The sequence below is a fragment of the Halolactibacillus sp. JCM 19043 genome, assembly GCF_001310395.1.
Taxonomy (GTDB): domain Bacteria; phylum Bacillota; class Bacilli; order Bacillales; family Amphibacillaceae; genus Halolactibacillus; species Halolactibacillus miurensis.
In genome coordinates this window covers 26,243-41,042 of record NZ_BAXD01000009.1, presented here as the reverse complement: position 1 = coordinate 41,042, position 14,800 = coordinate 26,243, and the positions used below count along the sequence as shown (strand labels likewise).

General features: G+C 37.6%; 13 protein-coding genes and 2 pseudogenes. 3 read left to right on the top strand and 12 right to left on the bottom strand.

Annotated features, from left to right (window positions below; translation table 11 throughout):
- Window positions 1–200 precede the first annotated feature (200 nt).
- Window positions 201–590, bottom strand: coding sequence for an OsmC family protein (locus JCM19043_RS06640; RefSeq protein WP_062321095.1), 390 nt, complete (start codon window positions 588–590; stop codon window positions 201–203).
- Window positions 591–912: 322 nt separating this feature from the next.
- Here JCM19043_RS06640 and JCM19043_RS06635 point away from each other — a divergent pair, with 322 nt between their 5' ends.
- A complete protein-coding gene (locus JCM19043_RS06635; protein WP_062321093.1) occupies window positions 913–2,082 on the top strand; it encodes an MFS transporter in 1,170 nt (389 codons plus the stop codon).
- 79 nt (window positions 2,083–2,161) lie between these two features.
- Here JCM19043_RS06635 and JCM19043_RS06630 read toward each other — a convergent pair whose 3' ends face one another.
- The 3 genes from JCM19043_RS06630 to JCM19043_RS18725 are packed head-to-tail and all read right to left on the bottom strand — an operon-like array spanning window position 2,162 to window position 3,697.
- Window positions 2,162–2,845, bottom strand: coding sequence for an amino acid ABC transporter permease (locus tag JCM19043_RS06630; protein ID WP_062321090.1), 684 nt, complete (start codon window positions 2,843–2,845; stop codon window positions 2,162–2,164).
- A gap of 28 nt (window positions 2,846–2,873) precedes the next feature.
- Window positions 2,874–3,302 (bottom strand): transporter substrate-binding domain-containing protein, encoded by a 429-nt coding sequence (locus JCM19043_RS18730; protein WP_369813794.1) that lies wholly within the window; start codon window positions 3,300–3,302, stop codon window positions 2,874–2,876.
- The gene (locus JCM19043_RS18725) at window positions 3,281–3,697 is read right to left on the bottom strand and encodes a transporter substrate-binding domain-containing protein (protein WP_369813793.1); all 417 of its coding nucleotides are present in this window, start codon (window positions 3,695–3,697) and stop codon (window positions 3,281–3,283) included. Before JCM19043_RS18725 ends, JCM19043_RS18730 begins: the two co-directional genes overlap by 22 nt.
- 344 nt (window positions 3,698–4,041) lie before the next feature.
- Between JCM19043_RS18725 and JCM19043_RS06620 the strand changes: the two are divergent.
- Window positions 4,042–5,993, top strand: a pseudogene (locus JCM19043_RS06620) (heavy metal translocating P-type ATPase).
- Window positions 5,994–6,081: 88 nt separating this feature from the next.
- Here the strand turns inward: JCM19043_RS06620 and JCM19043_RS06615 are convergent.
- From JCM19043_RS06615 to JCM19043_RS06590, 6 genes are all read right to left on the bottom strand, one after another.
- Window positions 6,082–7,197 (bottom strand): GGDEF domain-containing protein, encoded by a 1,116-nt coding sequence (locus tag JCM19043_RS06615; protein ID WP_062321087.1) that lies wholly within the window; start codon window positions 7,195–7,197, stop codon window positions 6,082–6,084.
- Between the two features lie 195 nt (window positions 7,198–7,392).
- A complete protein-coding gene (locus JCM19043_RS06610) occupies window positions 7,393–8,433 on the bottom strand; it encodes a YihY/virulence factor BrkB family protein (protein ID WP_082394455.1) in 1,041 nt (346 codons plus the stop codon).
- 29 nt (window positions 8,434–8,462) lie between these two features.
- Entirely contained in the window at window positions 8,463–8,744 is a 282-nt protein-coding gene (locus JCM19043_RS06605) for a hypothetical protein (RefSeq protein ID WP_062321085.1), read from the bottom strand.
- A 14-nt stretch (window positions 8,745–8,758) separates the two neighbouring features.
- Window positions 8,759–9,223: a low molecular weight protein-tyrosine-phosphatase gene (locus JCM19043_RS06600; RefSeq protein ID WP_062321083.1), complete on the bottom strand. Its 465-nt coding sequence runs from the start codon at window positions 9,221–9,223 to the stop codon at window positions 8,759–8,761.
- Window positions 9,224–9,357: 134 nt separating this feature from the next.
- Complete coding sequence (locus JCM19043_RS06595) at window positions 9,358–11,505, bottom strand: EAL domain-containing protein (protein ID WP_062321081.1); 2,148 nt, start codon at window positions 11,503–11,505, stop codon at window positions 9,358–9,360.
- 330 nt (window positions 11,506–11,835) lie between these two features.
- Window positions 11,836–12,540 carry a 1-acyl-sn-glycerol-3-phosphate acyltransferase gene (locus JCM19043_RS06590; RefSeq protein ID WP_062321078.1) on the bottom strand — a complete coding sequence of 235 codons (705 nt, stop codon included), beginning with the start codon at window positions 12,538–12,540 and terminating at the stop codon, window positions 11,836–11,838.
- A gap of 333 nt (window positions 12,541–12,873) precedes the next feature.
- Between JCM19043_RS06590 and JCM19043_RS06585 the strand changes: the two are divergent.
- Window positions 12,874–13,832 (top strand): annotated as a pseudogene (locus JCM19043_RS06585) (rod shape-determining protein); the annotation flags it as partial.
- Window positions 13,833–14,001: 169 nt separating this feature from the next.
- Here the strand turns inward: JCM19043_RS06585 and JCM19043_RS06580 are convergent.
- Together JCM19043_RS06580 and JCM19043_RS06575 are read right to left on the bottom strand one after the other, a co-directional pair.
- Window positions 14,002–14,487, bottom strand: coding sequence for a PTS glucose transporter subunit IIA (locus tag JCM19043_RS06580; RefSeq protein WP_062321076.1), 486 nt, complete (start codon window positions 14,485–14,487; stop codon window positions 14,002–14,004).
- 89 nt (window positions 14,488–14,576) lie between these two features.
- The gene (locus JCM19043_RS06575) at window positions 14,577–14,792 is read right to left on the bottom strand and encodes a YdbC family protein (RefSeq protein WP_062321074.1); all 216 of its coding nucleotides are present in this window, start codon (window positions 14,790–14,792) and stop codon (window positions 14,577–14,579) included.
- Window positions 14,793–14,800: the final 8 nt, after the last annotated feature.

Below are 14,800 nucleotides of genomic sequence, written 5' to 3'. Positions count from 1 at the left end.
ACAGAACTTATTATGAGTCTACGTCTTTTCAATCCCATCCCTTCTTTCTTTTAACGCTTGTATTCATAGTGTATGACGTTAAAAAGAAAATATGAGGTGATATACTTTAGGTATTCGCGCCTGATTTTAATCCAAATTAAAAAGCATGTACGACAAAAAGACAAGTCGTCTTTTCGTAATACATACTTTCTATCAACGGATTATCTCAGCGATACAATTTCTAATGTCTCATCAATTTCGACACTATTTTCTAACGCGCGGCTAATCATGCAACGTTGTCTCGCTTGTTCTAGTAACCGGTACAGTTTATCAATATTTAAATTACGCCCTTTAACAACAAAGTGTAATTTAATCTTTGTCATTTTATGATCATCTTTTGGATCTTTTTTCACTTCTGTACGAATAAAAAAGTCATCCACGTGCGTATGATGCAATTCCAATAGATCCGTAAACTCTTTTGCGCTGGATCCTGCGATGGAAGCCACTAATAAGTGTTCTGGCTTATAACCGTGGTAAGGATCTTCAGAAATATCTAAAATACCATATTCCACTTCGACGCGAATACCTTCTTCTTTAAATTTAAATAACATAAGATCGACTCCCTTTCTTTCGATAGTTTTCTTTTCCCTATATTAAGGTATGATAAGCATCATTCTCTCTTTCTTATAGCTTATCCAATTATGATTATAGTCGGTTGATCTTCATTTGATGACTCAGTTGAAGATTCAATCTTTCTATTATTATTTAGTTTATCACTTTTTTATTCCTGATGCTCAGATAAACACTTGGATTTTTTCACTTTTTTTTACACTTTCTCATACATTTCTTCGTCTAAAGTCACTTGTCTTTTTAAAGTAAACATATTAAAGTAAGACTGTTGTCTTAATTTACTGTGTATTTGGAGGAAGTACGATGTCTAAATCAATGCGTTTTAATATATTAATCAGTTTTGTTACCATCTCAGGTTTTACTCAAGGAATGTTATTACCGCTTTTAGCGATTTTATTAGAAGATATGGGGGTCTCTTCTAGTATGAATGGCTTACATGCGACAGGGCTATATATTGGTGTGCTCATAGCGTCACCATTTATGGAGAAACCATTACATAGGTTCGGTTACAAACCGATGATTGTCACTGGTGGGGCGTTAGTGTTTATTTCTTTATTACTGTTCCCGGTATTTCCTTCACTACTTGCTTGGTTTATCCTAAGACTGGGTGTCGGTATAGGGGACCATATGTTGAATTTTGCGACACAAACGTGGATCACATCTTCAACCCCTCAATATAAACGCGGAAAAATCATTGCCATCTATGGACTGTTTTTTAGTCTAGGCTTTGCACTCGGTCCATTCATGTTAAAGCTCGTTAAAGTACATCAACATTTACCTTTCTTGCTCGCTAGCTTTTTCTGTTTCGTTGCTTGGATCTTTGTGCTATTTATTCAAAATGATCACGTTGAACAAGACGACGCTATTCAAACCATTCAAGTCCAATCGACATTTTCCCGCTTTGGGCTGACCATTAAACTCGCTTGGTTAAGCTTACTTGGCCCTTTTGCTTATGGCATTTTAGAAGCTGTCTTACACGGTATCTTTCCTGTATATGGGGTTCGAATTGGTTATTCTGTGGATACAATCGCTTATATCATCCCACTGTTCTCAATCGCCACGCTCTTTACACAAGTACCTTTAGGCACACTTAGTGATAAGATTGGGCGAAAGAAAATGCTAGCCATGGTAACATCTACAGGGACTGTTATCTTCTTTCTCGGTGCCGTCTTTGAACATCATTTTTTTGTTATTATTTTAACCTTTATAGTAGCCGGTGGCTTACTAGGTTCACTCTTTTCAATGGGGGTCTCTTTTATGACCGATTCATTACCTAAACAGCTCTTGCCAGCTGGGAATATTATGTGCGGCATTAGTTTTAGTTTAGGAAGCATGATTGGCCCGTACTTTGGTGGTTCAGTCATTCAACACTTCCCACAAGTGTCTCTGTTTTACAGTTTAGCAGTGATGCTACTGGTCATTTCGCTGCTTTTCATTTTATTTACACCAAAAAGAGTGATGGAAAACAATTAAATCCACTAATTAAAAATATGATCATGAATAGTAAAAATGAGCGGCTTGCTATAAGCGGCTCATTTTTACTATTCTCTGTCTAATTTTTTTCAACAAACTTAGAAAATCTTTTTTCTAACCGTTCTTGGAAAGCGCTGATGACAATACTCAGTGGCCAGTAGATCATAGCGACTAATATATACATCGTTAAAAAATCAAAGGAACGTCCACTAGCAATCTGTGTTTTTTGAAACAATTCTGGCACTGTAATAACAGCGGCAAGTGACGTAGCTTTCACTAAATCTAAAAAGATATTTGTTAGTGGCGGTAAGGCAATCCGCATTGCTTGTGGTAAGATCACTCCCGTGACTGTTTGACGGTAATTCAAACCAAGTGATTGAGCTGCTTCCCACTGCCCATGCTCCACACTGTTAAGAGCTGCTCGATTGACTTCAGCGATATAAGCCGTTGCATTTAGACCAAATCCAATCACCGCCGCTTGAAAAGCAGAAAACTCAATGCCGACCGCTGGTAAACCAAAATAAAGAATAAATAAGAAGACTAATACGGGTGTCCCGCGCATAAACGATATATACACACGTGCCGGTAACCGAAACAGTTTTCGTTCACTTCCTCGTAACAGAGCAACGGGAAGACCAAGAGCCAGACCAATCGCCATACTAAGGAAAGACACCGCGATCGTCATCGGTAATCCTGAAAGGATCAGCGGTAAATTCTCAATGGCTTTATCTAGATTAAAAAAAACTACGTGTAATGTCATCATCTTTACCGCTCCCTTCCTAATCTATTAATTAAATATCTAATCCTTCAATGATCTCAACATCGGCTTCTGTCTGTTCTGAAGCATCTTCACCGTAGAACTCAATCGCAATGTCTGATAATGTCCCATCATCACGCATTGCTTGTAACGCTTCGTTTACGGCTTCTTCAAGTGCTGTTTCACCTTTTTTCATGACAAGTGCTTGTTCGGTTGGGTGAAACTTTAAATCTGGATGCATCATAATATCGAAATCAGGAAAAGCTGCCACACCAAACTTAATTAAATAATAGTCATTTACAACGACATCCGTTCGCCCGATAGAGACATCTCTTAAGTAAGCTTCATTACTCGCATTACCATAAGTTCTAACCTCTGCCCCGAAGTGTCGAGCGATTTCAGACGAAATCGTTGTTTCCCCACCGCCATTAATTTTTCCTGCTAAATCTTCAAGAGAACGCACACCAGAGTAATCACTTTTCTTACAACCATTGTTGAATAGGAATATTTATATGGTTCAGAAAAAGTAAAGGTTTCTTTTCGGTTCTTTGTGGCTGAAAAATCATTAGCTGCTAAATCAACGCGTCCTGTATCAACAGCTGGTAACATGCCATCTACACTCATAATCTCAAACTTAACGTCTACACCTAAACGACGTCCGACTTCACGTGCCACTTCCACGTCAAAGCCAGTTAACTCATCTTGATCATTATAGTATGAGGCCGCAATCAATGTGCCTGATGTTGCTACAGTAAGCACACCTTCTTCTGTTATCTCATCGTATAATGTTGTCTCTTCTGAGCAGGCACTTAAGACAACGACACCCATAAACAAAACCATCGCAAGTATCTTTTTCAACTTTTCCATCCCCTTTGTAAATTTTCTGATAACATTCTTTAACGCTTTTCACTATATCAACTATTCAGAGGCAATGCAATAGAAAAACACAAACTGTACTATATTTTTTCTTGATTTCTGTATTATAACAAATCGGACTGTCTTGACACCTGTGTCACAAAATGTTCACATTTATTCTACTATTATCTTCTGTATCTTGTATTTTTTAAAATACTTGTTATACTTATTTTATAATCATTATAATTTATAATATTCATTATAAACACATATACATCATATAAATAAAGGATTTATGTATCATTCAAATGATTTTAATTCTCAATTAGAAAACGGAGGGGTTATAAATGAGTGAACTAACTAAAAAGATTACAAATAACAATAAGAATCATTCTCAATTAGTACAGGGGGTGTTGGCTAAAGGGCGAAAACATAAGGAATTAATCGCTGCCTTAGTTAGCGGCATGCTGATTTTAATGGCGTGGGCGTTTCACGATTCCTTGCCAGAAGGACGTTACATTACCTTAAATGTTCTTGCCTTTTTCATCGGTGGATATGCTAAAGCGAAAGAAGGCATCACCGAAACACTAGCTGATAAAACGTTAAACGTTGAACTATTAATGATTTTGGCAGCCATTGGGGCGGCCATTATCGGCTACTGGGTGGAAGGGGCGATTTTGATTTTTATTTTCTCCCTTTCAGGTGCCATGGAAACGTACACGATGCAAAAAAGTGAACGTGATTTATCAAATTTAATGCATTTACAACCGGATCAAGCCTTACGGATTAATAACGGTAAGGAAGAACTTGTTTCCGTTGATGCTCTTCGGATTGGTGATTTGATCTATGTCAAACCAGGAGAAAGAATGCCTGCCGATGGTAAAATAGTGAAAGGTAAAACAGCGATTGATGAAAGTGCCTTAACAGGTGAATCTATTCCTGTCGAAAAATCAATCGATGATCCTGTCTTCACTGGGACCATGAATCAGAGCGGCAGCTTAACCGTTAAAGTAACAACGGATAGTAGTGAGTCATTTGTTCAAAAAATTATGACGCTTGTGCGCTCAGCACAATCAGAAAAATCTCCTGCTCAATTATTCATTGAACGCTTTGAAAACATTTATGTTATATCACCTTAGCTGTCACCGCATTCATGATGGTGTTACCTCCTTTTATTTTCGGGTGGAGTTGGAATGAAACGTTTTACCGGGCCATGATCTTACTCGTTGTTGCTTCCCCTTGTGCACTTGTTGCTTCTATCACACCTGCAACATTGTCGGCTATTTCGACAAGCGCTAGACGCGGCATGCTCGTAAAAAGTGGCGTTCACTTAGAAAATTTTGATAAAGTATCCGCTATTGCGTTTGATAAAACAGGCACACTGACCGTTGGACGACCGGAAGTCACAGATTTTATCACGAAGGACGAAGAAGTAGATGAAGCGATTGTTAAGCGGATTGTTCAAATCGAAAAAGGCTCTAGTCACCCACTTGCTGAAGCGATGATAAGGTTTAGTAAAACGTATCTCGACCCAACCATCATTGAAGCTTCAGATGAGATGACTGAGGTGACAGGTAAAGGGGTTAAAGCAGCATTTGATGGTGATGAGTGGGCAATTGGGAATGAAAAATTATTCACTGCCTCAGCGGATAATTGGTACAGTGAACAAGCAAATATCTTAAAAGAACAGGCAAAAACGCTTGTCTATATAATGAAAAATAATGACGTCGTGGCGATTGTTGCCCTAAAAGATGACATCCGACAAGATACCATTGAAGCCATTAAAACTTTTCAATCACTTGGTATCGAGACTATCATGTTGACAGGCGATAATGAGAAAACGGCTGAAGCAATCGCAAAAGAAGTAGGCTTAGACCGATATGTCGCTAGCTGTATGCCTGAAGATAAAGTCAATGTTTTAAAGACGTTAAAAGAGGAATTTGATACGATTATGATGGTTGGCGATGGTATTAACGATGCCCCTGCTCTTGCGACGGCACATATTGGCGTTGCTATGGGAGCTGGTACAGACGTGGCCTTAGAAACAGCCGACATTGTCCTAATCAAAAACAAACTGGCTAAATTAGTGGATCTTTTTAGTTTGTCAAAACGGATGAATACGATTGTGAAACAAAATATCTTCTTTTCTATTTCGGTGATCATTTTGCTTATCGTGTCAAACTTATTCCAATTCATTAATCTGCCGCTTGGCGTTGTTGGACACGAGGGAAGTACGATTCTTGTTATTTTAAACGGGCTCCGTCTACTCAAATTTAAACAAGCCCCTCTTCATGGGTAAAACTTGTATTTGTCTATCATTAACAAAAAGAAGCAAGCGATAAATGTGCATGCACACGCCTCGCTTACTTCTTTTTCTTATCCTCTTATTAGTCTGCTAGATTTTGATGAAAAGCACGTTTTTCACTATAGAGCTTCCGATCAGCATATTGATATATTTGTTCTGTCGATTCAGAGCCATTTCGGATCGATACACCTGAACTAAATGATAATTGTTGAATATATATTTCATCATATTGTCGCAAGACTTGTTTGATCTTTTTAGAGTAGTCATCGGTAGTTAACACTTCTTCCGTTACCACAACAAACTCATCCCCACCTAAGCGAGATACGAGTGCTTTCTTATCAAAAACTTGTTTAAGGGCTTGACCAAAGGCAATTAATGTTTGATCTCCTGCGTGGTGACCATACGTATCATTTACTTTTTTAAAATGATTAAGGTCAAACAATACGAGGGTAAACGGTTGATTACTTTCAATGAGATGACCAACAAACATTTCATAGCTTTGACGATTATATAATTTCGTTAAATGATCTTCCTCTGTTGCTTGTGACTCTAAGAAAATATAGGCAACTAAAATACCGAGTACGACGGATGTCCATGAAAAGTAGAGTCTTGAATTAAACAATTGAACGACCATACCTAGAATCGGCAACATAAAAAACCAGATAAAAATCTGTTGGGCCTGTCTTGTCACAAGATGACGATGGCGGTATAGTGATACAAGCATATACATATATATACTTGCGAGCACCACATAATGCACATCTTTAAAATCACCACTTGAATAACTATTTGTCACTGGATCTACACTAAAATAAATCGGATGATACCAATTGATGATAAGAATAACGATCGTAAATATACTCCATTGTTGATAAAACAACCGTTTACTCAATCGCTTCGGATTGTGAAAGGTATGATAATCTACATAACTCATCAATAGACCACCTAATAGTGGACCGACAAGAAATAACATGACGTTACTTCCGTACTCTAACGAGTAACTAAACGGAAACAACTTCCCGTCAAACATCCACGTCAATGGCTCAACAATGATCGCCACTGCTGAAACAAGCATAATAATCCCCAACAAGAACTTACCATAACTCTTTACCTTTAGTTTTAATTTAATCATGACGTATAAAATCACCACAATAAAGAGTGCAAATACGTTCAATTGGAATTGAACAAAATACCCCATACCCCCACCTGCTCACCTATAGAAATGTAATTATTCCGACTATTAAAGATTGAAAACATTGCTTTATTGCTATGGACTCACCTCTAAAAAAGCTGCTACTTATTTTTTTTAGATGATTATTGAGCCTGTGGTTAGAAAAAATATTGACCTCACAAAAGCGATCAATATCTTTTCTCCCTAGTTTATTAGACGATATTATTTATCGTCTTGTTTATTTATAGGTTCATCAACTTCTATTAACTGTTGTTTTTCTCTCTTCATCACCGCTGTTTGATTCGCTGCTGCATTTGTAGTCACAGATGGATCATTTGTTTCTGTCACAATGCTTGTTTTAGTTATTTCATGTTTACTTGAGGGGTGAGATTGATCTTTCTTCTGATGTTTTTTCCGATTCTTTTGACTAGAACGTCCCCGATATTTAGCGGTTAAAGCATTGATTTCTCCACCAGTAATCACGACAATGCCTGTTATATAGAACCAAAACATTAAAATAATGATACCACCAAGACTACCATAGGTAGCTGAGTAATTACCAAAATTATTCACATAAAAGCTAAAACCAAATGAAGCTAATTGAAAGCCAAGCGTCGCAAATAATGCACCGTAAATCGTATCTTTGATATAGACTTTAGCGTTTGGAGCTAAGCGATATAAATATAAGAAAACGATAAAGAATATTGACGAAGAAATGACCCATCTTAACATGTTCCATACATCAATAAATGTCTCTGATGCACCGAAGAAAGAGAAAATATACACCCCGATTGCCCGACCAAACACAGGTAATAGTAACGCGACAAGGATAAGAATCAACATCGATACAAGCAGTAAAATCGCAATCAGACGCCCGACTAAAAATGATCGATTTTCTTCAACATCATAAGCTTTATTTAACGAGCGCATCACCGCATTAATGCCATTCGAAGCAGACCACAGGGTACCAATAATACCAATAGATAACAACCCTCCACCACTTGCATCGACAACTTGATCTAAGTTTGATTCAATCAAGCTCATAGCTTCCCCGGGAATATAGCCACTCAAGTCAGAAATCAGTGATGCGGCATCAATCGGAAAGTAACCAACAAGTGTCACAAGAAAAATTAATAATGGAAAGAGTGAAAGTAAAAAGAAGTAAGCCATTTGCGCAGATAAAGAAGTGACTTCATCTTCGGTAAAGTTTTTAAATAAATCTATCCCGAATTGCTTCATCTTTTTTAAGTGGACATTCTTCATCTTGCCTGCCTCCTTTATATTATTACTTCTTACTCTATTTTTTCTTCAATGCTGTCTAACAGATTTTCTACCTTATCTACAGATTGAACCGTAAGGTCTAAAGCCGTTTCTGATAAATCCATCATCCAAGCAAGTTGTTTATGACATTGATGCATAAGTTCAGCCGGATGTTTCGAATAGTAACGACATTCTGTCATACGTTGGTCAAGCGTTTCTTTACATTCTAATCGGACATTTTTATCTAGTAAACTAATGGCGGCACCTGTTAGTGCTCCTAGTGCGATAAAACCTATCATTTTTTTATTACGCATTTTTCTCACTCCTATTATTTAGATTCTTTTAGTATGTCTGTTAATAATTGATGAGCACCTAACTCAATTAATTCAAATGTTTCATCAAACTTACCCGTATGATACGGATCGGGTACTTCTTCTAAATCCCCATCGACGACATCCATATAATTGAAGACTTTAGCCGTTGGTGCTTGTTCTCTTAAAGTCATCACGTCTTGATAATTTTGATGATCCATCGTGATGATGTAATCAAACGCATCCAAATCGGCATGTTTAATTTGACGCGCTGTCATTCCCTCATAAGAAATACCTGCTTCATCTAACTTATCACGCGTGCCAATATAAGGCGGCTTACCTTCATGCCAATTCCCAATCCCAGCAGAATCAATATCAAATTGATCAGCTAGCCCTTTCTTTTTAACTAAGTCTCTAAAGTAAGCTTCTGCCATCGGTGAACGGCAAATATTACCGAGACAAACAAATAATACCCTTATCATAGTATATACCACCTTTTTTTATAGATTACACTTCATTATAGCTAAAAATACCTTAAGTTAAAAATATTCAACTTTCTAAAAAACAAGTGATCCCTTCATCACGATACTTTGCGGATGAATGATCACTTGTTTTTCTAATAGGCTTTTAATATTCTATTCTCAATGTCTATCGCTTTCACCGGCTTACTGTAGTAGTAACCTTGATAGAAATCGCAGTGCTCTGCTTTTAATAACGTTAGCACGTCTTCATCCTCCACACCTTCTGCGACAACTCTTAAACCAAAATTATGCGCCAATTGAATCATCGCCTTTACAATGGCAGCACTACTTTGTTCTTTAAGGGCACTTCGAACAAACGACTGATCAATTTTCAAATAGTTAATCGGAAATTGTTTTAAATAGCCGAATGAAGAATAGCCTGTGCCAAAATCATCGATGGAAAGAGAAATACCCATACGTCGTAAGCAGTTCATTGTTAAAATACATTCTTCTGTATTCTGCATCACACTATTTTCTGTAATCTCAATTTCTAAAAAGTGCGGGTCCATCTTTGTTTCTGAGAGGATCTTTTTCACTTTTTCAGCAAAGTCGGTTCTTTGTAACTCAATTGCCGACACATTCACGGCGATTCGAATCGGCCGGTAACCTTGTTTCACCCACGTTTGATGTTGATGACACGCTTCTCGAATAACCCATTCGCCAATTTGAGTAATCACGCCTGACTCTTCTGCAAGTGGAATAAACTTTGCTGGTGAGACAGGTCCTTTTTTCGGATGTACCCACCGTATCAGCGCTTCAAGGCCGATGACTTCACCTGTAATAACATTAATTTGCGGCTGATAATAAAGTTCAAATTCATTATTATGCAGGGCCTTTCTAATATCAGCATCCAAAATTAAGTTTTCGTTATAATCCTCCTCCATCGTTTCAGAGAAAAATAGCGTATGATTGCGACCGTTAAGTTTACAATAATGAACGGCAACATTCGCATGTCGCACAAGGTGTTGTTCTGTTGTCGCATCAACTCCAAACCGACTAACACCGATTGAGGCTGAAATAAACATATCCTGACGATGTGATGTTACAGGTTTATTAATCGCTTGAATCATTCGATTCGTCAAATCTTTTAACTTATCTTCATCACCAGTCGTAATAATCGCAAACTCGTCACCACCGTACCGGTAAAGCGTATCTCCATCTGTTAATTCAGCTCGAATTCGGTTAACAACCGCTTGAATGACATCATCCCCTATCACTTCACCAAGGGTGTCATTAATGTTTTTCAATTTATCAATATCACAAATTAACAAGGATAAATCACGTGGTTTGTGACGCAAATAATCTGTCAAATCCTGTTTGAATTTTTCTCTATTCGGTAAATCGGTCAGTAAGTCATAGTAAGTTAATCGATTGGCCTTTTTTTCTGCTTCATCGAGTGATGTCACATCACTCGAGCTCCCCACTACTTCAATGACTTGTCCCTTCTCAACGATTGGGACGAGGGTTGTTAGTAAAGACATCTCTTTATATTGATGTTTAAATCGGACTTCTTCACCTTCAAATGCCCGCTCAAAGTAGGAGGTTAAGATTGGCTCTTGACTAAAGAAAACCTCATGACCTGTCACGATTTGATCAAATGATGGTGACAATTTCCGAATCAATTTCCCTTCAAATAGTCGAAAGCGATAACGGTTCACCGTTTTATCTCTATTTACTCGAAAGGTCAAATTCATCACATGACTTAACACTTTTCGGTAATCATCATCTAACTGCTCTAAAATTGCTTTATCACTCTTTTTCACATCGGTGATATCGGTTCGAAACACAATAAATTGATACGGTTTTTGGTTTTTGTCAAGAATCGGAATAATCGTTGTTCGATACCAAAAAACATCATTGGTTTTTGCGGCTGTGGCTATATCGCCTGTCCATACATCACCTTGTTGAATGGTTTGCCACATATCATTATAAAATTGATCATCATGGACCTTTGCATGTAGCATGCGATAATGGTGATCAATAAGTTCTTCTTGTAAGTAACCCAAGTGTTCAGCAAAATCTTGATCACAATAGGTTAAATAACCTTTTTCATCCAAAAGAATGATATCAAATGTTCGACTCACAATCTTATTCAATTCGTCGGTTGAAAAGACTTTAGTAGAGACATATGTATAAAGGTGTTTTTTTAATTCATCTTCAGCAAGCTGTTGTTCTTTAAATTGTTCAAGTAATTGACTCAATGTTTGTTGCTCTAACATGTCTGTAATAGATGGGTTCGTCATAGCATCACCTTTGGCTCATTGTAATTTATTGGTTATATTGGATTCTTTACCTTTTATCTCTTACTAGTATAACGAATCTTCATATTAAAACCTAGTTGTTATCGTAAAAATAACTTAAAAAACAGTCTTCAACGTCTTCATCCAACGAAATTTAAACGTCTATGTACTTATATCGACATTTAAACCATAATCTTTAGAACGTTTTCATTCATTCTTCATTATTTTACTCACCTAGATTTATAGACTCTACTGAAAAAGCAACCGACAGCAAAGTGAGGTCGATTGCTTTTTACACGTGATTATTTAAATATGTCGATCAAGAATCTATATCTACAAATGACTTTTCACTCGCTCGTAAATAATATCGGCTACTTTCTGTGACTTTAAGTCTTTGTATACGTCTGGCATCAACGGTTTTCCAATCGTTAAAGATACATCTGCTTGTTTCATTTTTCCATCATTAGCTTCAAGCATAAGATATGTCCCATTAATTGTCACCGGCACAATCGGCACTTCTGCTCGAGTACCTAACCTTAAACTACCGGACTTAAACGGCACGATTGGTCCACCTTTTGAGCGGGTACCTTCTGGAAAAATAACCATCGACTGTCCCCTTTTAAGACTGTTCACACCATCTTCTATGACTTTAATCGCCGCACGGCGATTACTTCGATCAATAAAGACACATTGCAATTCTTTCATCCAACTTCGAATAATCGGGATTTTTTTAATTTCTTTTTTCGCAATAAACCCAATCGGGCGTTCCATATAACCGAGTAGTAAAAGAATATCAAACAAGCCTTGGTGATTAGATGCGAATAACACAGGACCTTCCGGAATATTTTCTAATCCCGTTACCGTTACACGTGTTTTTGTTTTCTTAATCACTCGACGAGACACGCTTTGCGGGATAGTATAAATCGCTTGCCCCTTTGGTCCGTAAGGATCATCTGGCATTTTTTGTGCTCGTTTTAATTGCGGTAATGTTTGAATCGTAATAATAATCGCATATAAATATATCCATAGCGTTTTCATTTGTCTTCTCCTTCAATGGTGCTAATTTTTGTCACACTTTTGAGACACACCGTAAAATAATTGTATTTGAACTGTTATCTATTTGTTAAGTACCCGAAAGAATACCTAGGCTTTCACTTAAAAAATAGACTTAATCCTTATTTATTATAATAGATTTTTAATCTTTCGTGAACCTGTAGTTGTGTCTTTGTCGATTTAGGTCTAATGACGTTTGTTGTCAAACGCTTGCCTATGCTAGACTGCAGAAGATAAAAGAATAAGACCGTCTATTGTAACCAATACTAGATAAAGAAGCACGATTGACGGATCAATTCATGATAAAGGGGATTATGTATGTTTCAATCTATTCAGTTAGGCATTGACTTAGGTACCGCCAACACCTTAGTCTATCATAAAAATAAAGGCATGATTTACAATGAACCGACCGTTATTTCTGTCAATCGACAGACAAATAAAATCACAGCAACTGGGCTCGATGCTAAAGCCATGGTCGGAAAAACACCCGCCCATATCGAAACTGTGCGGCCACTAAAAGAAGGCGTCATTGCTGATTTTGATCTGACGAGTCAAATGTTAAAACTCGTTTTATCTAAAGTGCAAAATAATCTTAATCAACGTTTTAGAAAGCCCCGCGTGACCATTTGTGTTCCGTCTGGCAGTACGGCCGTTGAAAAGCGCGCCATTGAAAATGCGATGCATTCGTTTGGTGTCAAATCCGTACAATTAATTGAAGAGCCTGTCGCAGCAGCCATTGGTGCTGGTTTACCTATTACGGCACCGATTAGTAGTACCATTGTTGATATTGGCGGTGGGACAACAGAGGTTGCCGTTATATCTTACGGCGGCGTGGTAACGAGCCGTTCACTAAGGACCGCAGGGGATGATTTAGACGAGGAGATCATTCAGTATGTTAAAAATAAGTACAATCTCATGATTGGTGAACAAACGGCTGAGTATGTTAAACAAACGATTGGCTACGCACCAGGTGAGCATGTAGAGGAATCAATGAGTGTAAGAGGGCGTGACCTCCTTACTGGATTGCCTCAATCTGTCATGTTAACGTCGACAGAAATACAAGCGGCTTTAGTCGATACACTTAATCAGATTGTTTTAATGATTCATCAAACGTTAGAATCGTCACCCCCAGAACTCAGCGGAGACATTGTCGATTTTGGCATCACATTAGTCGGCGGTGGTGCCTTACTTAAAGGGATCGTTCCTTGGCTCGAACAAGCGTTACATGTTCCAATCCATATGCTGATGACCCACTCTTAGCGGTTGCTAAAGGGACTTTAATGGCGATAAGCGATGCTACGAATAGACCCATATCAAGTAAAGAAGACGAACGCGAAACAGAAGAACATTTAGAAGAAACGAAGATGCAGTCATAAGTTAATAGCTGACATAAAAAAGCGAAGACATACGCTCGTCTTCGCTTTTTTTATACTTTAATTGAACGACTTATAAGTGTACAGTTAAAATTTCTGTCTCACCTTTTACAACTGATTTATTAATATCTTTCTCAATTGATCCAACATCACTTGTGATGACAAGCGGTGTAATCGTTTTTGCTTTCCCAGATACAAAATCTAAGTCAACGGTAATTAATTTATCACCCACATTAACTTTATCACCTTGACTCACATGTGCGGTAAACCCTTCACCATCTAACATTACCGTATCTAAACCAATGTGAATAAGGTACTCTACACCTGCTTTAGATTTGATACCGATCGCATGTTTTGTTGGGAATAAGTTCACGATTTCTCCCCCGATGGGTGCTACGACTTCACCATCTGTTGGTTTAAAAGCAATACCGTCACCCATCATTTTTTCAGAGAAAGTCGGGTCAGGTACTTCTGTTACATCAACCACTTCTCCTGTCATAGGTGATACGAGTACTTCATGATCAATTTTTTCTTCTTTTCCAAATAATTTTTTAAACATACACTTTGTCCTCCTTGTTATATACACTTATATGATTCTATACCCTATTTAAAAAATTTCAAGCATAGTGTTCACATAATTTCTTCTTTCTATTCGATTAATTGTAACGCTTGCTTAAGTTCATCTACTTCTTCTTTAGACAACGTCAGTCCTTTACCCATCTTTTCATGGTTATCTGACCAATCCCGTAAATCATACTTTGGTTCACGATTATTCCATGATACGAGGTTTAATTCATTTTTCCAACCCGATGCATTCTCAGATAATACGGCTATATGTTTAATAATCTCATATGAAATTGCCATGTGACGAC